Source organism: Saccharopolyspora phatthalungensis (assembly GCF_014203395.1).
Lineage (GTDB): Bacteria > Actinomycetota > Actinomycetes > Mycobacteriales > Pseudonocardiaceae > Saccharopolyspora > Saccharopolyspora phatthalungensis.
Genome location: NZ_JACHIW010000002.1, coordinates 575,243 through 594,865, shown reverse-complemented (window position 1 = coordinate 594,865; position 19,623 = coordinate 575,243). Strand labels below are relative to the sequence as shown.

The 19,623-nt window shown below is 67.6% G+C and carries 14 protein-coding genes; 7 read left to right on the top strand and 7 right to left on the bottom strand.

Features of this window, described 5'->3' with window-relative positions; genetic code table 11:
• Nucleotides 1-754 precede the first annotated feature (754 nt).
• Nucleotides 755-1,945, bottom strand: a complete 1,191-nt coding sequence (locus BJ970_RS29545; protein ID WP_184730319.1) for an RtcB family protein — start codon at nucleotides 1,943-1,945, stop codon at nucleotides 755-757.
• Nucleotides 1,946-2,205: 260 nt separating this feature from the next.
• On the opposite strand from BJ970_RS29545, the gene abc-f reads away from it, so the two are divergent.
• Nucleotides 2,206-3,843, top strand: a complete 1,638-nt coding sequence (abc-f, locus tag BJ970_RS29540) for a ribosomal protection-like ABC-F family protein (protein WP_184730317.1) — start codon at nucleotides 2,206-2,208, stop codon at nucleotides 3,841-3,843.
• 56 nt (nucleotides 3,844-3,899) lie between these two features.
• Here abc-f and BJ970_RS29535 read toward each other — a convergent pair whose 3' ends face one another.
• Together BJ970_RS29535 and add are read right to left on the bottom strand one after the other, a co-directional pair.
• Nucleotides 3,900-4,751: an SAM-dependent methyltransferase gene (locus BJ970_RS29535; protein WP_312864533.1), complete on the bottom strand. Its 852-nt coding sequence runs from the start codon at nucleotides 4,749-4,751 to the stop codon at nucleotides 3,900-3,902.
• Between the two features lie 290 nt (nucleotides 4,752-5,041).
• On the bottom strand, nucleotides 5,042-6,046 hold the full coding sequence (add, locus tag BJ970_RS29530) for an adenosine deaminase (RefSeq protein ID WP_312864532.1): 1,005 nt from the start codon (nucleotides 6,044-6,046) through the stop codon (nucleotides 5,042-5,044).
• A gap of 433 nt (nucleotides 6,047-6,479) precedes the next feature.
• Between add and BJ970_RS39670 the strand changes: the two genes are divergently transcribed.
• Entirely contained in the window at nucleotides 6,480-6,890 is a 411-nt protein-coding gene (locus tag BJ970_RS39670) for a cupin domain-containing protein (protein ID WP_221468310.1), read from the top strand.
• Nucleotides 6,891-6,938: 48 nt separating this feature from the next.
• Here the strand turns inward: BJ970_RS39670 and gnd are convergent, their stop codons facing one another.
• Nucleotides 6,939-8,378, bottom strand: coding sequence for an NADP-dependent phosphogluconate dehydrogenase (gnd, locus tag BJ970_RS29520; protein WP_184730313.1), 1,440 nt, complete (start codon nucleotides 8,376-8,378; stop codon nucleotides 6,939-6,941).
• A 302-nt stretch (nucleotides 8,379-8,680) separates the two neighbouring features.
• On the opposite strand from gnd, the gene BJ970_RS29515 reads away from it, so the two are divergent.
• Nucleotides 8,681-9,394, top strand: coding sequence for an SDR family NAD(P)-dependent oxidoreductase (locus BJ970_RS29515; protein ID WP_312864531.1), 714 nt, complete (start codon nucleotides 8,681-8,683; stop codon nucleotides 9,392-9,394).
• A gap of 59 nt (nucleotides 9,395-9,453) precedes the next feature.
• Here the strand turns inward: BJ970_RS29515 and BJ970_RS29510 are convergent, their stop codons facing one another.
• Nucleotides 9,454-10,836 (bottom strand): HNH endonuclease signature motif containing protein, encoded by a 1,383-nt coding sequence (locus BJ970_RS29510; RefSeq protein ID WP_184730309.1) that lies wholly within the window; start codon nucleotides 10,834-10,836, stop codon nucleotides 9,454-9,456.
• A 777-nt stretch (nucleotides 10,837-11,613) separates the two neighbouring features.
• Between BJ970_RS29510 and BJ970_RS29505 the strand changes: the two genes are divergently transcribed.
• From BJ970_RS29505 to BJ970_RS29495, 3 genes are all read left to right on the top strand, one after another.
• Complete coding sequence (locus BJ970_RS29505) at nucleotides 11,614-12,471, top strand: class I SAM-dependent methyltransferase (protein WP_184730307.1); 858 nt, start codon at nucleotides 11,614-11,616, stop codon at nucleotides 12,469-12,471.
• Nucleotides 12,472-12,602: 131 nt separating this feature from the next.
• Nucleotides 12,603-14,312 carry an NB-ARC domain-containing protein gene (locus BJ970_RS29500; RefSeq protein WP_312864530.1) on the top strand — a complete coding sequence of 570 codons (1,710 nt, stop codon included), beginning with the start codon at nucleotides 12,603-12,605 and terminating at the stop codon, nucleotides 14,310-14,312.
• A gap of 113 nt (nucleotides 14,313-14,425) precedes the next feature.
• Entirely contained in the window at nucleotides 14,426-15,379 is a 954-nt protein-coding gene (locus tag BJ970_RS29495; RefSeq protein WP_184730305.1) for an ornithine carbamoyltransferase, read from the top strand.
• On the opposite strand, the gene BJ970_RS29490 is transcribed toward BJ970_RS29495, so the two are convergent.
• Nucleotides 15,363-17,231 (bottom strand): AfsR/SARP family transcriptional regulator, encoded by a 1,869-nt coding sequence (locus BJ970_RS29490; RefSeq protein WP_184730303.1) that lies wholly within the window; start codon nucleotides 17,229-17,231, stop codon nucleotides 15,363-15,365. The two genes, BJ970_RS29495 and BJ970_RS29490, sit on opposite strands and share 17 nt — an antisense overlap.
• A gap of 338 nt (nucleotides 17,232-17,569) precedes the next feature.
• Here BJ970_RS29490 and BJ970_RS29485 point away from each other — a divergent pair, with 338 nt between their 5' ends.
• Nucleotides 17,570-19,090 (top strand): amidase, encoded by a 1,521-nt coding sequence (locus BJ970_RS29485; RefSeq protein WP_184730301.1) that lies wholly within the window; start codon nucleotides 17,570-17,572, stop codon nucleotides 19,088-19,090.
• A 203-nt stretch (nucleotides 19,091-19,293) separates the two neighbouring features.
• On the opposite strand, the gene BJ970_RS29480 is transcribed toward BJ970_RS29485, so the two are convergent.
• A complete protein-coding gene (locus BJ970_RS29480; protein ID WP_184730299.1) occupies nucleotides 19,294-19,524 on the bottom strand; it encodes a hypothetical protein in 231 nt (76 codons plus the stop codon).
• Nucleotides 19,525-19,623: the final 99 nt, after the last annotated feature.

The following is a 19,623-nucleotide window of genomic DNA, read 5'->3' as shown; positions in this document are numbered from 1 at the left end:
CGGCGGTGGGCACTCTTCCGGCTTGCATAGCGGCGGCAGCCCTGGGCAGCCGTCCGATCCATCGCACTCGTCGGTCATGGACACCAGTGGTGGCGTCGCCAAATTCCCTTGGGCGTACACCACGGGAGTCAGGCCGATCGAAGTACCCAACACAAAGGCGGCAATCCCGCCAAGGCGAACAAGCGTTGAAGACACTCGGGCCTCCTTTTGATCAGTTGAGCGAGAATCCCGCGTCTGAGATCATTTTCGAAATCGCCTCGCGAGATCTGAAGGCGACTATTCGTAACGGTAAGCACGGTTATTCAGGTCGGCAGCCTTAGAAATGCATGATCATACGATCGTGGTTGTGTTGATATGTCCAATTGGGAATAATCATCACGCAAGGTGAGATCGACACCGTCGCTGCGTTACGGTAAGTCCCCTTGTTTGTTGATCGGCGCTGCGAAATCAGGGGACATCGTCACAGATCGTTACCCCCTCGAATAGGTTACCGCAGGCCGATCGTCCACATAGCTAGATCGAAATTAAAAAAGCGATCTTTAATCGCGAGATCAATTATTGGGCGCCGCCGGAAAATGACGTTGTCCGAAATGATCGAGTCGGTGGAAGACGCCGCATGCCATGGCTTCGTCGCCCGGCGGAATTTCTGGATCAATTCTGTTGGCCTAATTGCCACACCGGGGCCGCGAGACCGGCGGGCCGGTCGGCCGGGTGCCCCGGCAGGACGCACCGCGGTGCCGAGACACCCGACCGTTCATCCCTTGACGCACACGACCTGCTTCAGATGCGTGACCACCTCGACGAGATCGGTCTGCGCTGCGATCACCGATTCGATGTCTTTGTAGGCGGCCGGGATCTCGTCCACCACGCCGGTGTCCTTCCGGCATTCCACGCCGGCGGTCTGCGTCGCCAGGTCGGCGGACGTGAACGTCTTCCGAGCCTTGGTTCGCGACATGCGCCGACCGGCGCCGTGCGAAGCCGACTGGAACGACTGCTCGTTGCCGAGGCCGCGCACGATGTAGGATCCGGTGCCCATGCTGCCCGGGATGATGCCGAGATCACCCGCGCCTGCCCGGATCGCGCCCTTGCGGGTGATCAGCAAGTCGACCCCGTCGTAGTTCTCCTCGGCCACATAGTTGTGGTGGCACGAGATCGGCGTGTCGAACCCGGTCCCCGGCACCGTTTCGGCCAGGGCCCGCTGCACCAGGCTCAGCATCGTGGCGCGGTTGCGCGCCGCGTAGTCCTGAGCCCAGAACAGGTCCCGGCGGTATGCCCGCATTTCCGGCGTGCCCGCGACGAACACCGCGAGATCAGGATCCGGCAGGTCCGCGTTGTGGGGGAGGCGTCGCGCGATGTCGATGTGCCGCTTCGCGAGTTCGTTGCCGATTCCGCGGGAGCCGGAGTGCAGCATCAGCCACACGCGGTCGGCGTCCGGGCCGCCCTGCTCCAGGCAGACCTCGATGAAATGGTTGCCGCCACCCAGGCTGCCGATCTGTGCGCGCGCCCGGTCCTGCAAGTTCTGCACGCCCGGATGCAACTCTCCGAAGGCCGACCAGAACTCCTGCCAGCCGCCCCGGCCCGGCACGCGCGACGGTTTCACCGGCGTGCGGTGCATGGCAAAGCCGACGGGCACCGCCGATTCGATCCGCCGCCGCAGCCGACCGAGGTCGTCCGGCAGGTCGGCAGCGGTCAGCGAGGTACGCACCGCGCTCATCCCGCATCCGATGTCGACTCCGACGGCGGCCGGGGACACGGCGTTGCGCATGGCGATCACGCTGCCGACGGTCGCTCCCTTGCCATAGTGCACGTCCGGCATCACGGCCAGGCCGTGGACCCAGGGTAGGTTGGCGACGTTGTGCAACTGGCGCAGCGCGGCGTCTTCCACCGAGTGCGGCTCTGCCCACATCCGGATCGGTACCTTCGCACCCTCAACTGCCGCGTACATCGTTCTTCCTGCCTCTCGGGAACTTGGCGTACCAATGATCACGTGTTGCGGCGCGCCACGCCAGCGAATTAGTCGCCTTGAACACCGACCACGGTGCCCGCCGGTGATCTTCCGGCTCGGAGTGTCCTATTGGGACATTCGATGGTCTCGCCTCATGCGCGGCGGCGCAATGGTGGCTTACCCCGTCCCGACTATCCGGGCGGCTGTTGCTACGGTGGGAGACAAGGGGCCGGGAACGAGGGAGTTCAGAGGACGATTCCATGTCCGATGCGTTCATCAGCTGTTCGAATCTCTCCTTCTCCTGGCCGGATGACACCCCGGTCTTCCAGGACCTGTCGTTCACCACGGGCGGCGGCCGCACGGGTCTCGTCGCACCGAACGGGGCCGGAAAGAGCACCCTGCTCAAGTTGATCGCCGGCGAATTGCGCCCCAGCGGCGGAAGCGTGTCCGTCGAGGGGCTGGTCGGCTATCTTCCGCAAAGCCTGCCCTTCATCGGCGAGCTGACCGTGGCCGAGGTCCTGGGGATCGCCCCGGTGATCAAGGCGCTGCTCGCCGTCGAGTCCGGAGACGCGAGCGAGGAGCATTTCGCCACGATCGGCAACGACTGGGACATCGAGGAGCGCACCCGGGCGCAGCTGGAGCGGCTCGGCCTCGAAGACGTCACCCTCACCGGCCGCCTGCACACTCTCAGCGGCGGTCAGGTCGTCTCCCTCGGACTGGCGGCGCAGCTGTTGAAGCGGCCTGACGTCCTGCTGCTCGACGAACCGACCAACAATCTCGACCTTGCGGCACGCCGCAAGCTCCACGGCGTGCTGGAGGACTGGAGGGGCTGCCTGCTGCTGGTCAGCCACGATCGGGCGTTGCTCGACCGCATGGACCGCATCGCCGAACTCGACCGGGGCGAGCTGCGGTACTACGGCGGGAACTTCACCGACTACGAGGAAGCCGTGCGGGCCGAGCAACAGGTCGCAGCGAAGAACGTGCGCACCGCCGAGCAAGAGGTCAAGCGGGAGAAGCGGGAGATGCAGCAGGCCCGCGAACGGGCGGCGCGGCGGGCAGGCAACGCCGCTCGCAACATCAGCAACGCCGGCTTGCCGAAGATTGTCGCCGGGATGATGAAGCGCCGCGCGCAGGAGTCTGCGGGCAAGTCGAACGAGACGCACGCCGCACGGGTCGGCGCGGCCAAGGCCCGCCTCGACGAGGCCGGACGCGCCCTGCGCGACGACGAGAAGATCGCGCTGGAACTGCCCGGGACAAGCGTCCCGGCCGGACGCACCGTCTTCCTCGGCGAGGGCATGCGGGTCCGCTACGGCGAGCGGGACCTGTTCGGCGAGGACGGCGTGAATCTGACGATCCGGGGACCTGAGCGGATCGCGCTGACCGGACCCAACGGCGTCGGCAAGTCCACGCTGCTGCGCGTGATCAACGGCGACGTGGAACTGGCGCGCGGCGGTACCAAACGCGCCGACGGCCGCGTCGCCTACCTGTCCCAACGGCTGGACTTGTTGGACCTGCACCGCACCGTGGCGGAGAATCTGGCGGCGTTCGCGCCCGGGATGCTGGGGCCCCAGCGGATGAATCTGCTCGCCCGCTTCTTGTTCCGGGGCTCCGGCGCGCACCTTCCGGTCGGGGTGCTCTCCGGCGGCGAGCGGTTGCGTGCCACCCTGCTCTGCGTTCTTTTCGCCGAACCGGCGCCCCAGCTGCTGCTGCTCGATGAACCGACCAACAACCTCGACCTGGTCAGCGTCGGGCAGTTGGAAAGCGCGCTCAACGCCTACGAAGGCGCGTTCGTGGTGGTCAGCCACGACGAGCGGTTCCTCCGGCAGATCAAGGTGGATCGCTGGCTGCGGCTCTCCGACGGACAGTTGCGGGAGACGGCGGCTCCCGACCCAAACTAGCGCCTCGTCCAGGAACCTTGGTCCAAAGTGGATACGCTTTGTGTTCTAATGCGATGCTAGGGCTTTCTGCCGAGACCGCCGATGTGCAACTTGTGCGCGGAGTTGCCCGGATCGGGGACGTCGTTCCCGGGCCGCCATTCGTTGTTCGGCACGAGTCCGGGGTCGACCAGGTCGAGGTCGGCGAAGTAGCGGATCTGCTCATCCCACCCGCGGAAGCAGCGGCTTCCCATGCCGTGCTCGGCGAAGACGCGGGCCAGTTCGCGGGCGCGCGGCTCGCCGGTGTCGCACGTGTTCGACACCAGCAGGTAGCCGCCGCTGGGGAGCCGATCGCGAATGCTGGCGGCCACGTCCTCGGGATTGTCCTCGTCTTCGAGGTGCATGAGGATGCCGCTTAACAGCACCGCGAACGGCTCGGTGAAGTCGATGAACCGCTCGGTTTCCGGATGGTCGAAGATCGTATCCGGTTCGCGCAGATCCCCGTTGAGCACAGTCGTGGCGGTATCGTCGGCCAGCAGTGCCCGCCCGTAGGCGAGCACGATCGGGTCGTTGTCCACGTAGACCACGCGGGCCTCGGGGGCGATTTCTTGCGCGATTTCGTGCACGTTCCCGGCGGTGGGAAGTCCCGACCCGATGTCGATGATCTGCCGGATCCCGGCCTCGCCCACCAAGTACCGCACGGCTTGGCGGAGGAAGTACCTTTTCGCCCGCGCCAGCAGCGGCGTCTCCGGGACCACCTCGATCATGGCCTCGCACGCCGCACGATCCACCGCGAAGTTGTCCTTGCCACCCAGGAGGTAGTCGTAGACCCGGGCGATCGAGACCTCCTCGGTGTTGATGTCGACGAACTCGGGAGGCACACCAAGCCCGGAGTCGAGCAGTCGCTCCAGCGGCCCCCTGGGATCAGTCACTCCGCCCCGTCCATCCTCGCGACGGTCAGCTCGCCACGGTCAACTCATCACTCGATGTACAACACATCGACTCCGCCCCTTCTTTGTTACGGCGCCGCAAACCGGTCGTGTCACGCCGCGTCGTTGCCCCCGGACCGAATTGCGTTGAACGGCCTAGGATCGATGCTGCCTGTGGGTCTGCCCCACTGCTCCCGCCGGACGGCCGGTGTCGGTCGAGTGCGCTTCACCCGAAATATGGCGACTTTCTGCCAGCCGCGGTTACTGGACGGTGGATCCGGCCGGGTCGAAAGTCAGCACAACCGGTCCAGTTCGGCGCTGATCCGGTCTTTGACCGCCGGCGGCGCCCAGCAGGACTCGACGGCGTTGCGCTGTAGCCGGACGAGGTCGTGCCGGGTCAGTTCGAGGGCCCGTTGCACGGCGGCGAGATTTTCGCTTACGTAGCCGCCGAAGTAGGCGGGATCGTCGGAGTTGACGGTGACCTTCAGCCCGGCGTCGAGGAGTCGCTTGATCTCCGGGGCCTTCAGGCCGTCGCTCACCCAGCCGTTGGAGATCGGGCACGCGGTGAGCCCGATGCGGCGCCGCCGTGCCTCCGCCAGTAGCTCCGGGTCCGTCAGGATGTTCACGCCGTGGTCGATGCGGTCCACCTCGATCTCATGCAGGCACTGGCGGATGTGCTCGGTGGTGTTCTCCTGGTCCACGTCGCAGTGCATGGTCAGCAGGTAGCCCTCCTCGCGGGCGCGGTGGAACACCTCGGCGAACTTGCGCGGCGGATTGCCCCGCTCGTCGGAGTCCAGCCCCACGCCGACGATCCACTCCCGGTACGGCAGCGATTCCAGCAGAGTGGCCATCGCGAACTCGGGTTGGTAATCCCGCAAGAAGCACATGATCAGCTGCACATGCAGGTGCAGGAGTCGACGCCCATCGAGTTGCGCGCGGCGCAGCCCGCGAATGACGGTGTCGAACGCGACGCCTCGGCCGGTGTGCGCCTGCGGGTCGAAGAAGATCTCGGTGTAGCGCACGTTCTGCCCCGCGGCCTTCTCGAAGTACGCCCAGGCGAGGTCGTAAAAGTCCTGCTCGGTGCGCAGGACCCGCATGCCGTCGTAGTAGCCGGTGAGGAAGGACGGCAGATCGTCGAAGTCGTAGCTCGCCCGCAGTTCGGCCGCACTGGAGTACGGCAGTTCGATGTTGTTGCGCTCGGCGAGCCGAAACCTCAGCTCTGGTTCGAGGGTGCCCTCGATGTGCAGGTGCAGTTCGATCTTCGGCAACTTCAGGAGGAAATCGTCCAGGTCGCTCACGGTCCGGCTCCTCTCGGCGGGGTTCACGAGTTCCCGTCCTCGATGATCGCCGACCGGATCATCGGCTCGCTACGCTACGACACTCGTGCTCCCCGCCGGCACGCCACCAAAGGTGAGGATTAATCACCTCACGGGTGACATGGGTTGGGCTCCGTTTTCCCTGGTCGTCCGGGCCGTTTATGGTCTGCGTGGCAACCGTTCTGGCCGCTTCGGCGCTGGCTCGGAATCGCGTGGGCGGCGGGCCCATCGCCGCGACGCGGTTGCGCCGCGGGCAGCAACAGCCTGGGGGGAAAATGGAATTGAGCAATTCTACGCGGGGGACTGCGATCAACTTGGCCGAAATCGCAGGCATTTCGGGTCTTGGTCGGGTGGGCAGGCACTTGCCGGACCACGAACCGGGGTCGTCTCTCAGCCTGGAAAGGAAGGGATCGTCGTGAGCGGAGTCGCCGAGTTCGCCCAGTCCAGCCTCGCAACGGTGGTCCGGGTCGAAAAGCCGTGGGGCTACGAGGAGATCTTCGCCGTGGTGGAGGGCCGCTACGTCGGCAAGGTGCTGCACATTCGCGCAGGCGAGTCGCTTTCCATGCAGTACCACGAGAAGAAGGAAGAGACCATCGCCGTCCAGTCCGGTCTCGCACTGCTCGACCTTGGCCCGAGTCGGACGTCCTTGGTCCGGCTGGAGCTCGGTCCCGGCCAAACCGCGAGCATTCCGTCCGGGATCGTGCACCGGATCACGGCGGTGTCCGACACGGTCCTGCTGGAGGCATCCACGGCGGACCCGGGCTGGCAAGCGGACATCGTGCGCCTGGAAGACCGCTACGGCCGGACCAACACGACAACTCCGTGAGGGTGCGAGGGGCTGGCGTGCGCCAGCCCCTCCTGCGGTTGCTTCGGGCTACGCCGGCACCTCGGAGCGGTCTGCGCCCCACAGGGTGTGGAACGAGCCCTCGCGGTCGGTGCGCCGGTAGGTGTGGGCGCCGAAGTAGTCTCGCTGTCCCTGGGTGAGCGCGGCGGGCAGCCGCTCCGCGCGCAGCGCGTCGTAGTACGCCAGGGCTGCGGCGAAGCCCGGCGTGGGCACGCCCTGGTTGGTGGCCGCGACCAGCACGGCCCGCCAGTCCTCCTGGGCCGCCGCGATCTCCTGGGCGAACGTCTCGTCGGACAGCAGGCTCGGCAGGTCGGGCCGGGCGTCGTAGGCGGCGCGGATGCGATCCAGGAACGCGGCGCGGATGATGCAGCCGCCGCGCCAGATCGAGGCGATCGCGCCCAGGTCGATGTTCCAGTCGTACTCGGCGCTACCCGCGGCGATCTCGTGGAATCCCTGCGTGTACGACACGATCTTGGAGGCGTAGAGTGCCTGCTCCACTTGGTCGGCGAACGCGGCCGACTCGGACTCGCCCAGCGGCTTGGCCGTGGGCCCGGCGAGTCCTCGGGACGCTTCGCGCAGCGCGGTGTGGCCCGACAGGGAGCGGGCGAACACCGCTTCGGCGATGCCGGAGACCGGCACGCCCAGTTCGAGGGCGATTTGCACGGTCCAGCGGCCGGTGCCCTTCTGCTCGGCCTGGTCCTGGACCACGTCCACGAACGGTTTGCCGGTCGCGGCGTCGATGTGGGACAGGACCTCGGCGGTGATCTCGATCAGGTAGGAGTCGAGGCGGCCGGTGTTCCAGGTGCGGAAGATCTCGGCGATCTGGGCGGGGGAGTAGCCCGCGACATCGCGCAGTAGTTGGTAGGCCTCGGCGATCAGCTGCATGTCCGCGTATTCGATGCCGTTGTGCACCATCTTCACGAAGTGGCCCGCGCCGTCCGGGCCGACGTGTGTCACGCAGGGCGTGGCGTCGGCCGCCTTGGCCGCGATCTTCTCCAGCATCGGTCCGAGTGAGGCGTAGGACTGTCCGGAGCCGCCTGGCATGATGCTGGGCCCGTGCAGCGCGCCCTCCTCGCCGCCGGAAATGCCCGTGCCGACGAAGTGGATGTCCTGCTCGCGCAGTTCGCGTTCGCGGCGTCGGGTGTCGGCGAAGTGCGCGTTGCCGCCGTCGATGATCATGTCGCCCGGCTCCAGCAGCGGGGCGAACTCCTGGATCACCGCGTCCGTGGGGTCGCCAGCCTTGACCATGATGACGAGGCGGCGGGGGCGTTCGAGTGCGGCGACGAAGTCCGCGGCGGTCTCGGTCGCGATGAAGTCGCCTTCGTGGCCGAACTCATCGATGAGGGCCCGGGTCTTCGACGGGGTGCGGTTGTGCACGGCGACCGAGTAGCCGTTGCGCGCGAAGTTGCGGGCGAGGTTGCGGCCCATGACCGCGAGCCCGGTAACGCCGATCTGGGCTGACGTGCTCATACGAATGACTCCTATATATGTTGTGCGACGCTTGCGAGCTTGCGTCGCCGACGCGCTGCGGCGCCACCCGTCCAGTCTTGCGGACCGTGTGGCGCGACAGCGTGGCCCGCCAATTCTCGACCAGCGGCCGAGCTCGCGCACGGGTCGCAGGACCCCGGGCGTTGCGTCCCGGCTATGCCGAGCCGAGGGTCAGATCCGCGGGCCCGGTGACCCGGTAGCGGCGACAGTGGCGGGACGCGGCTAAGCGAACTATGGTCCGATCAAATGACAGATCTGTTCGCACTCAATGCAAGAACGCAGTCGTGACCGGCGGCGCGCAGGGCATCGGCGAGGCGATCGTGCTCGGCCTTCGCAACGCCGGGGCCCGGGTATTCATCTGCGACATCAACCCCGAGGTCGGCAATGCCACCGCCGAGCGGCACGGTGTGGAGTTCGTCCCCGCTGACGTCACCGACTCCGCTAGCGTGGAGGCCGCCTTCGAGCACGTCGCGACCGCCGCAGGATCGATCGACGTCGCGGTCAACAATGCCGGTATCGCGCACAACCACGCCAGCGAGGAGCTCTCCGACGAGGACTGGCGCCGCGTGATGTCGGTCAACCTCGACGGCGTCTTCTACTGCTGCCGGGCGGCGGGCCGGCGGATGCTCCGGCAGGAGGCGGGCAGCATCATCAACACCGGCAGTATGAGCGGCCACATCGCCAACCGCCCGCAACCCCAATCCGCCTACAACGCGGCGAAAGCCGGCGTCATCCACCTCACGAAGTCGCTGGCCGGGGAATGGGCCGGCCGCGGCGTGCGGGTCAACTGCGTCTCTCCCGGCTACGTCGGCACCGAGCTGACCAAGCGCGGGATGAGCAACGAGGAGTGGCGCCGGGCCTGGATCGACGGCACCCCGATGAGCCGGGTCGCCGAGCCCCGGGAGATCGCTCCCGCGGTCGTCTTCCTCGCCTCCGAGGCGAGCAGCTACTGCACCGGCACCGACCTCGTCGTCGATGGCGGCTACACCGTCTGGTGACCCCGCCCCGCCCCGCCCCGCTCTGCGTTCACATGTAGCCGCGAATTCCACGGCGGCGGTCAGCTGGCTGCCGCTTCGGGACGCGAGCGGCGCGTTTCGCCCGCCGGGTCCCGTTGGGTGGGGATGAGGTCCCGGAGGTGTTGGCGGTGCTGGGCGGGCAGTGCCTTGCCGCCTGGTCGTGGTCTTCGGTTGATGTCCACGGTGGGTGGTGGGATGAAGACGGGTCTGCCCTCGCGCATCTGGATTTCCCATCGGTGGTTGTGCACGGTGCGGTGGTGGTGGCCGCATAGCATTGTCATGTTGGCCAGTTCGGTGGGGCCGCCGTCGATCCAGCTCACGACGTGATGCGCGTCGGGGGTCCCCGGCGGCCGGTCGCAGCCGGGAAAGGAACAGCTGCCGTCGCGTTGGAGTAGCGCGGCGCGCAGGTGCGCGGGTGCGGTTCGCCTGGCCCGGCCGAGGTCCAGGGGCAGGCCGTCTCCGTTGAGAACCATGGGCAGTACTTCGCTGTCGCAGGCGATGCGCCGCGCGTTCTCGGCGGTGATGGCACGCCCGGTGTTCAGCGTGCCGGGCATGCCCTGCTCATCGGGGAAACCCAGCCCGCGTTTGAGGTCTTCGAAGTCGATGGTGATCGTCAGGTGCGGCCGTTGCCCACCGGCACGCGGTATCCCGTCGGAGTCGGTGGCCAGATCGAGCAGCGCGGCGAAGCCGTCGGCGTTGCGCTGCCCGGCGCTGCGAGGGTCCTTCTCCCCGCCGGTTTGCGGGCACGGGGCGGCCAGCGGCTCGATGAGCGCAACGAATTTCGCGCCGGTCTCGCGGTCCAGCCGGGCCTTGATGACCGTCATCCCGTCACGGGAGGTCGCGTAGTGCAGTTCCCGGGCCTCGTGCTGGTCGGCTTCGTCGTGGTAGGCCCCGTCCTGGTCGAGTAGATACCTGATTCGTTCGGCGATTGTCTCCAGTTCACGCGGCGGCATCTGGCGGGCGTAGCCGGCCAGGGTCGCCTCGACCTCCCCCACCCGGTGACAACGGGCGTACTCGGGCAGCCGGCGAATGCCCGCCACGATCACCCGCGCATGCTCAAGATTGATCGCGCCTTCGGACAGGGCGGCGGCGGTCTGGGGAAGCTCGGCGGGCATCGTCTCGCCATACAGCGAGGCCCGGTCCTCGACGTTGCGGGCGACCGTCACCCGGGTTGTGGCGTCGCGGTGGTCGATGTTGAGCAGTTCCCGCAACCACACCTGCATCGACCTCGCGCCACGCTCGGCGTGCAGCCCCCGCCGGTCGGCCTCGGCGATGACCTGCAACTGCTCCATCATCACCACCCGCATGCTCTGCTCACAGCGCTGAATCCGGGCGATGAGCTCGGCATCCGAGCACGACACCACAGACGACCGTGAAGACATCATCTCCACGCTCGCATCCCGGGTGTCCGTCAACGGTGCCATACCCTCATTCTCCCAGATTCGAACACCCATTCGCACGCATTCCAGCATCGCTTGATCAGGTGAAAACCCCCACCAAAACCCCGAAAACCCCCACCCAGCAACAAAAACCCTCCACCACACGCCGAAGGCGCCCGCCAGCACGACCGATCAAACCCTCACGGAACAACCCCAAGCCGACCGGGCACCAGCCCCAGCCACGACCGAATCCGCCACCCCGGGAACTCAACCCGCCGGTTGCGCCAGCCCAGTCCGGGGCCATCCCCGCGATACAAAGCCGAACCGGGGTTGTGGGCCGGATGTCAAGCCTGAAACCTCGAAGAGGCGGCCGCCAGGCCGGGCTTGACCTCCGGAACACAGCCCCCACACTCCACCGATCGCGGGGATGGCCGATCCAACACGGAACCTCCCACAGCCCCAACCCCCTCGAAACGCGCGCAAACCATGCCAAGCCGCCCGCGAACCATGGCAACCCGGAACCTCCCCCAGCCCCAACCCCCCGAAAGGCGCGCAAACCACGCCAAGGCGCCCCCAACCCATGTCAACACGGAACCTCCCACAGCCCCAACCCCCTCAAAAGGCGCCCATTCCTGCGAAAGCCCGCCCGTAAATCATCTCAAGGTGCCCAAAGCCCTACGTGCCCTCGATCACCCGGCCAACGGTCCATCCGAAAGTGAACTCAGTCCAACAAAGCTGATCAAAGAACCTTGACGATCCGTGATCGGGGGTACAGTTCCTCGTCGCGTCGTCTCCCGAGAGGAGACCGAACAAGGGGGACAGATGAACGAGTGCGCCGCAGCGCACGTTGACCCGTCCAACGCCGATCAGCTGCGTGCTTGGGACGGCGATCAAGGCGAGTACTGGACGGCACGCGCCGAACGCTTCAACGAAGGCGTCGCCGGCTACCACGACCAATTTCTCGCCGCAGCAGCGATCCACGACACTGCGAACGTCCTCGACATCGGGTGCGGCAGCGGGCAGACAACCCGAGATGCGGCCCGATGCGCTACTGCGGGCACCGCACTCGGGGTGGACCTGTCCTCCCGCATGATCGAACTCGCACGCGGGCTGGCGGAGCGGGAGCGCGTAGCGAACGCGACGTTCCACCAGGCCGACGCCCAGGTATATCCCTTTCCCGACCGATACTTCGACGTCGTCATCAGCCGGCACGGCGCGATGTTCTTCGGCGACCCCGTGGCCGCGTTTACCAACATCGCTCGTGCCACGCGCCCCGGCGGGCGCGTCATCCTGCTGACCTGGCAGGCGTTTGAACGCAACGAATGGATGAGCTCCTTCCGCACGGCGCTGGCCGCCGGTCGTGAATTGCCCCACCCGCCGCCCAGGGGACCGGGCCCGTCTTCCCTCAGCGACCCCGACCAAGTCCTGGAACTGCTGACCTCCGCCGGGCTCGGTGACGTGCGACTCAAAAGCCTGACCGAGCCGATGTACTTCGGCCGCGACGTCGACGACGCCTGTCAGTTCATTGCCGGCCAGTTCGCCTGGATGCTCGACGGTCTCGAAGCCGGCACCAGACAACGTGCACTCGACAACCTGCGGGCCAGCATGACCGATCACCAGACCGATCGCGGCGTGCTCTACGACTCGGCGGCGTGGCTCATCGAGGCCGGACGTCGCTGACCTGACCGCTTGGTGGCGGGAATTCGGTCCAATCTCAATCCGGACGTCGTTTCCGGGCATGGGTTTCGCGCGGCACGCTAAGATCGTTCTCGGACGTCGCATTGGGCCTGGTGGGATGGGGTGGGTGGCTCGTGGGCGAGGAAGCCGAGACCCGTAACGAACAGAGCGGGACGGTCAACGGCCCGGTTGCGCAGGTGGGTGCCGTTTACGGCGGAATTCATTTCGGCGGGCAGCCTCGGGATCCGGCGGTGCCGTGGCAATTGCCGCCGGCCGTGGGGTCCTTCGCCGGGCAGGCCGACGAATTGGCCGCGCTGAACGCGATGGTGGACGACTCCGCCCGCGTGGTGGTGGTCTCGGCGGTCGAGGGGACCACGGGCATCGGCAAGACCGCCTTGGTGGTGCACTGGGCGAACCGGATGGCGCAGCGCTTCCCCGACGGGCAGCTTTACGTGAACCTGCGCGGCTCCGACCCCGCCGGCTGGCCGGTGCGGCCGGCCGATGTACTCAGGAGCTTCCTGGAAGCGTTGGGGGATAACAAGATTCCGTCGGATGTGGCGGCCCTGGCGAGCCGGTACCGCACGCTGCTGGCCGGTAAGCGGGTGCTGGTGGTGCTGGATGACGCGAGGGACGCCGAACAGGTACGGCCGCTGCTGCCCGGCGGCTCGAACTCCTTCGTCGTGGTGACCAGCCGCAGCCAGCTGACCGGCTTGATCGCCGAGGGCGCCCGCTCGCTCACCCTGGACGCGCTCAGCGCGGACGAGGCGCGGGAACTGCTGGCCCGTCGGTTGGGGGACGATCGGCTCGCCGCCGAAGGGCAGGCCGTTGATGAGCTGATCGAGCTGTGCGGACGGCTGCCGCACGGCTTGAGCGTCGTCGCGGCCCATGCGGCCAACGCCCCGCTTTCCGCCCTGGCGGCCGAGCTTCGGAGCGCGGTCGGGCATTCGGCGGATGGCAACCTGACCTCGAAGATGGCCGCGGTGCTCGACTGGTCCCGGGCGAAGGCGGAGCCATCGGTCGACCCGGACTGGCGTAGCCGGGTCGGCGTCCCGGCCTGGGTCCGCAGCCCGAAGGTGCTCTTCGCGGCGGCCGTGGCGGTCGCGGCGACCGCATTGCTCGTGTCCACCGGGATGATCGTCGCCTCGGGCTTCTTCGGGCTCGGGTACTTCGTTATCCGGTTCGCCCTGCTCTTCGCCGGGCTCGTGCTGATGGAGCGTCCCGACCGCAGGGCGGCGATCGGCTCGGGGCTGGTCGTGGCGAACGCGATCTATTTCCTGGTGGACGCGCTCGTCTCGATCCACGGGTCGGCGGACGTCTGGGGATGGCTGGAGTTCTTCGCGGTGATCGCGTTCACGGTCTCGTTGGTCGCGCGGCTGGCACCGTTTAGCGCCGTGCCGCGCCGCGCACGCATCGTGCCGCCTACCCGGCGCCCGCTCGCGTATGCCGTGCTGGGGGCGGCCGTCGCCCAGTTCATTCTGCTCTTCGCCGGGATCCCGACCGAATACGGCAGCGTGACCATCATGGGTGGCGTCGGTGCGTTGGCGGCCCTGCTGCCCGTGGTCGCGATCGGGGGCCTGTGTGTGGCCACCGCGCTGACCGAGGCCGGGGACGAATCGCAGCGTGTCTTCGTCGCCTCGACGGTCATCGCCTACCTCGGTCCGGAATTGCTGCTCATGCTCGGTTCGTTGCTGCTGGGGAAGTTCAGCTATCTCGGCGGTGGGTTTTGGTCCGACGGCGAGATTTCCGGCTCCTGGGGAGGTTTCGCGATCGCGCAAGCCGTTGCGGCGGCCGCGCTCATGGCCTCGACCCTGGTGGTGCTCCGGCGTGCCGCCGAGTCGTCCTGACGATCGCCACCGGCTCGGGCGCCGTCGATATGGCGGGAATAACGGGCGGTGCCAGGCTGCATCAGCCGTGTGCAGACGCGGTGCGTCGCAGTCGTCGGATGGAGGAAGGTGTCATGGCAGCGCCGATTTCGATCCCCGCCGCGCAGCGCGGTGATCTCATCTCGCTGGTGGACCTGGATCTGCTTGAGATCAGGGAGATCGTGCGCCGCGGGGTCGGGTTCGCCCGCCGCGAGTATTCCGGCGAGCCGCTGGCCGGGGCCGTGATCGGCATCTACTTCCGCAAGACCTCCACCAGGACGCGGACCGCGTTTTCCGCTGCGGCGCTGCGGCTGGGCGCCCGGATCATCGGCTACGGCCCGGACGATCTCCAGCTCAACACCGGGGAGACGATCGAGGACACCGCGCAGGTGCTGTCCCGGATGCTCGACGGGCTGGTGTGCCGAACCGCCGGAAGCACGGCCGAACTGCGGGCGCTCGCCGAGCCGTCGGGCATGTCGGTCATCAACGCGATGAGCGCCCACGAGCATCCCACCCAGGCGCTGACCGACCTCACCACGATCCAGCGGCACCTCGGCGGAATCGACGGTACGCGGGTGCTCTACGTCGGCGAGGGCAACAGCACCGCCGCGGCGCTCGCGCTGTCGCTGACCCGGTTCGAACGCACCGAACTGCACCTGCGGACCCCGCCCGGCTACGGGCTCGAACCGCACGTCCGCGAACAGGCCGAACGGTATGCCAAGGAGTCCGGTTCGACACTGCGGGAAACGCACGACATGTCCGAGTTGCCCCCGGCGGTCGACATCGTCTACACGGCGCGGTGGCAGACCACCGGCACCAGCAAACCGGATCCCGACTGGCGCGCCGTTTTCGCCCCGTTCCAGGTCGACGAGCAGTTGCTCGACGGGTATCCCGCGGCGTGGTTCATGCACGATCTGCCCGCGCACCGGGGCGAAGAGATGACCGCGGCCGTGCTCGACGGGCCGCGGTCGATCGCCTTCGATCAGGCGGGGGACAAGATGCACAGCGCCATGGCGGTGCTGGAGTGGGCGCTCACATCGCGAATCTGAGCTCCGGTTTGCCCACCAGGCGGGGCGAACGGGCGGTCTCGGCCGTCCGCACCTCGCCGCGGTCCAGTTCCGCCGCGAACACGCGCAGCAGCGGCTGGAACTCGTAGCGGACCTCGTCGGTGTCCACCCCGGGAACGCCTTCCAGCAGGTGCGCGTCCACCAGGCTTTCGATGAGGTGCTCGGCCTCGCCGGGATCCAGTTGCAGAAGGGTGCTCGCGTCGTGCAGGCTGAACTCGGCGGTCTTCAACCTGCCCAGCAGGCGGAACATCCGCGCCACCTCGGGGCTGAGCCGCTGGTAGCTGGACTGCAATCGGCCGCGCAGGCGCTGTTCCCCGTGCTCCAGGTGGTCCAGTCGGGTGTGCGGGTCGCTGAGCCGGTTCGCCAGCCGCTGGATCGTCCAGTGCGGCTTGGCGATGAGCTTGGTCGCCGCGATGCGCAGCGCGGCCGGCAGCCGGCCGCACAGCTCGGCGAGTTCGGCGACGGCGCGCGGCGCCGCCTCGGCGCGGCGGCCGATGAGCGTGCCGAGCAGATCCACCGCCTCCGGGTGGCCGATCGGTTGCAGCCGCAACCACAACGCGCTGGCGACCAGTTCGCCGAGCTGGCTGCGGCTGGTGACCAGGGCTTTGCTCGGCGATCCGGACGGCAGGACGTGTTCGATCTGCTGGTAGGACGCGACATTGTCCAGCAGCACAAGGGTTTTCCGCTCGCGCGCGAGGTTCTGGTAAAGCGTCGCCGCCGTGTCCAGATCGGATGGGATGTCCGTTGCGGGGACGCCGAGTTGGCGCAGCAACTGGTGCAGCGTTTCCTGCGCGTCCGACCGCGCGGGCGGGCGGCAGCATTCGTGCAGGTTCGCGTACAGCACACCGCCGGGGAACTCGTCGGCCATCCGGTGCGCCCAGTGCACGGCCAGCGCGCTCTTGCCGATGCCGGCGCTGCCGGTGATCAGGCCGACGTTCGCCTGCCGCATGGTGCGCAATTCGTCCAAGGTGGACAGTTCGGTTTTCCGGCCGCCGAAGGGGACGATGTCGGAGGGGGCGGCGTTGGCCGCCGTTGCGGTGGGCGGAGTGCTGCGGCGCTGCCGTTGCGGTTCGCGGACCGACGGGTCGTCGTTGAGGATCGCCTCGTGCAGTTCCTGCAGGACCGGGCCGGGTTCCAGGCCGATCTCGTCGATGAAGTACTGGCGGCCCTGGCGGAACGTCTCCATCGCCTCGGCGCGTCGCCCGGCGCGGTACTGGGCGAGCATGAGCTGGGCACGGGTCTGTTCCCGCAGTGGCTTGTCCTCCACGAGCGCGGTCAGCTCGCTGATCAGCTCGCGGTGCCGGCCGAGCTGGAGGTGCAACGCGGTGCGTTCCTCCTGGACCGCGAGCTTCTGCTCTTCGAGCCGCTCGACCTCGATCTCCACCAGCGCGGAGTTGATGTCGCACAGCGCGCGGCCCCGCCACAAGGCCAGCGCCTCGTCGTAGCGTTCGGTGGCTTGGCGGATCTCGAGCCGGTTGGCGAGCGTGCGAGCCTCGGCGACCTTGGCCCGGAAGGACAGCAGGTCGATCTCGTGCTCGGCGCGGCGCAGCATGTAGCCCGGCGACGAGGTAAGCAGCACGTCGTCGCGCAGCCCAAAGGATCTGATGGTCTTCCGCAATTCGGCGACGCAGATCGCGACCTGGGTCCTGGCTGTCGCGGGGGGATGCCCGTTCCAGATCGCTTCCGAGATCCGGTCGATGGAGACGACCCGATCCGCATTCAGCAGGAGCATGGCCAGTACGATCCGCTGCCGCGGACCGCCTATCGCAATCCGCTGTTCATTGAACTCCAGGCGCAAGGGCCCGAGCAGGCCAAATTCGAGACGATCGGTCATGAAGTCTTCTTCCTGTTGCCGACGCGCGGTAGGCAACTTTTCCGGTGCCCAACGCAATCCCCCCAACGCGGTCCCCCCAAACGCGATCCCCTTGAGTGCCTTGGCAGGCACGACGTGCACCCTATCGGGTAATCCTGAGTACCCGTTGGCCTATTGACGACGTCCGTCGCCGACCGGTTCCATCGGCCGATCCGGACACTCCGCATGTTTCGGGCGCATTTCATCGGGAGTAGCGGGGCGACCTGGGTAGACGCCTGCCCCAGTTAAGGTCGCGGGGTTTCGAGAAATGGCGTCCCGATAAGACTTCGATAACGAGCCGAAAGGGAAAGTGGGCGAAAGTGGCGGCGAGCGAAGCGGTCGAGCGTGCGGCACTGGCCGAGGCGACCATCGCCCAAATGCAGGCGGGGATGGCCGCCGGGTGGCTCAGCGCGGCGGAGCTGGTGCGGTTCCACCTCGACCGAATCGACCGGCTGAACCTGCGCGGCCCCGAACTGCGCGCGGTGCTGGAGACGAACCCGCAGGCAGCGGAGATCGCCGCGCAACGCGACACCGAGCGCCGACGCGGCGAACTTCGCGGACCGCTGCACGGCATTCCGGTGCTGGTGAAGGACAATCTTGAGACCGCAGACCGACTGCGGACCACCAACGGCAGTACCGCGCTCCTCGGTGCGCGCCCAGAGCGGGACGCGACGGTGATCGCGAAACTGCGCGCGGCGGGCGCGATCGTGTTGGGCAAGACGAACAAGAGCGGCTGGATCAGCGGTTCGGCCGGCTGGAGCCCGCGCGGCGGCCAGGGGCGCAATCCGCACCGGCTGGACCGTTCGCCGCACGGATCGAGTTCCGGATCCGCCGCCGCCGTGGCGGCCGGGCTGTGCGCGTTCGCGCTGGGCACCGAGACGATCGGGTCGATCCTCGGCCCGGCCGGCGTCAACGGCGTGGTCGGTCTGAAACCGACCGTCGGGCTGACCAGCCGGGCGGGCATGATCCCGGGCGTGCCGAGCCTGGACACCATCGGTCCGCTGTGCCGCAGCGTCGCGGATGCCGCCGCCGTGCTGGGCGTGCTCACCGGGGTGGACGGCCGCGATCCGGCGACCGCGGCCGGCACCGGTCGTTTCCGCGCCGACTACCGGGAACTTTTAGAACAGAATGCGCTGGCCGGGACCAGGATCGGGGTTCCGAGAGAGGCGTTCTTCGGCTACGACGATCACGCCGACGCCGTTGCCGAAGACGCGATCCGGGTGCTGGCGGCGGCGGGCGCGACCATCGTCGACCGCACCGAAATCCGGAGCCTGCCGCAGATCATGTCCGACGAAAGCCTGATGTTCGCGCAGTTGCAGGAGGTCAAGCACCACCTCGACGCCTACCTGGCGGCGACGCCGGGCGAGCACCCGCGCAGCATCGCCGAACTCATCGCCTACAACCGCGAGCACGCCGACACCGAGATGCCGCACTTCGGCCAGGAGACGCTGGAAATGGTCGACGGGCTCAGCGGGGACCTCGCCGACCCGGATTACCTGGCCGCCTTGACGACGCTGCGGAGGTTGTCCCGCGACGAAGGCATCGATGCCGTCCTGCGCGAACACCGCCTCGACGCGCTGGTGGCCCCGACCGGCGGACCCGCGTGGAAGGTGGACCTGATCAACGGCGACCCGCCCGCGCGGGGCAGCGCGCTCGTCCCCGGGCTGGCGGGCTACCCGGCGATCAGCGTCCCGGCCGGCGCGGTGCGCGGACTGCCGATCGGCGTCACGTTCTTGGCCGGCGCGTGGGGTGAATCCGTGTTGCTCCGGATCGGATATGCCTTCGAGCGGACGAACCCGGCGTGGTTCCCGCCCGCATTCGAACCGCCCAGTGTCGGCTGAGGGTTTTGAGGGTGTTTCAAGAGCGGTTTGCGTAGCGGTGCGGGTAGCGGAACCTCAGACGCCGCCTGGGCTCCGGGATCCCCGACTGATGTATGCCCAATACACGGCGCTGGGGCTGTCCTCGCCAGGCGACGCCTGAGAACCCCCGGCGGTGCAGGCTGAGTCCCACACCGCAAGCGGCTACGCCGCTTATAAAACAGACCCTAGGCCGCTTCGGTCAGCATCCGCCTGAGTTCGGCGATTTGCGTGTTCAGCGCGGTCAGTTCATCCCGCATTTCCCGGGTCTCGGCGGCGAGCCGCGTCGTTTGTTCGGTTTTCGCCTGGTATTCCCGGGTGAGCCGGATCCGCTGGATTCGCGCGTATCCGACCATGCCGAGAAGCAGGGTTGCGGATGCGATCAGCAGCGAGATGATGCCGGTGTCCAGATTTTCCATTCCAGTCCTTCCGCCGGGACGGTCTCGCGCATGCTACGCCCTCGTTCGGCCACCTCCGGATCATGCCTGTGCGCAGCGGAAATACGCACGATAACGACC

What these genes read in the sequence shown, in the direction of transcription:
- BJ970_RS29545 (WP_184730319.1), bottom strand. Translation starts at nt 1,945, where the DNA reads ATGTACGCGGCAGTTGAGGGTGCGAAGGTACCGATCCGGATGTGGGCA.
- abc-f (WP_184730317.1), top strand. Translation starts at nt 2,206, where the DNA reads ATGTCCGATGCGTTCATCAGCTGTTCGAATCTCTCCTTCTCCTGGCCG.
- gnd (WP_184730313.1), bottom strand. Translation starts at nt 8,378, where the DNA reads ATGAGCACGTCAGCCCAGATCGGCGTTACCGGGCTCGCGGTCATGGGC.
- BJ970_RS29510 (WP_184730309.1), bottom strand. Translation starts at nt 10,836, where the DNA reads ATGGCACCGTTGACGGACACCCGGGATGCGAGCGTGGAGATGATGTCT.
- BJ970_RS29505 (WP_184730307.1), top strand. Translation starts at nt 11,614, where the DNA reads ATGAACGAGTGCGCCGCAGCGCACGTTGACCCGTCCAACGCCGATCAG.
- BJ970_RS29495 (WP_184730305.1), top strand. Translation starts at nt 14,426, where the DNA reads ATGGCAGCGCCGATTTCGATCCCCGCCGCGCAGCGCGGTGATCTCATC.
- BJ970_RS29490 (WP_184730303.1), bottom strand. Translation starts at nt 17,231, where the DNA reads ATGACCGATCGTCTCGAATTTGGCCTGCTCGGGCCCTTGCGCCTGGAG.
- BJ970_RS29480 (WP_184730299.1), bottom strand. Translation starts at nt 19,524, where the DNA reads ATGGAAAATCTGGACACCGGCATCATCTCGCTGCTGATCGCATCCGCA.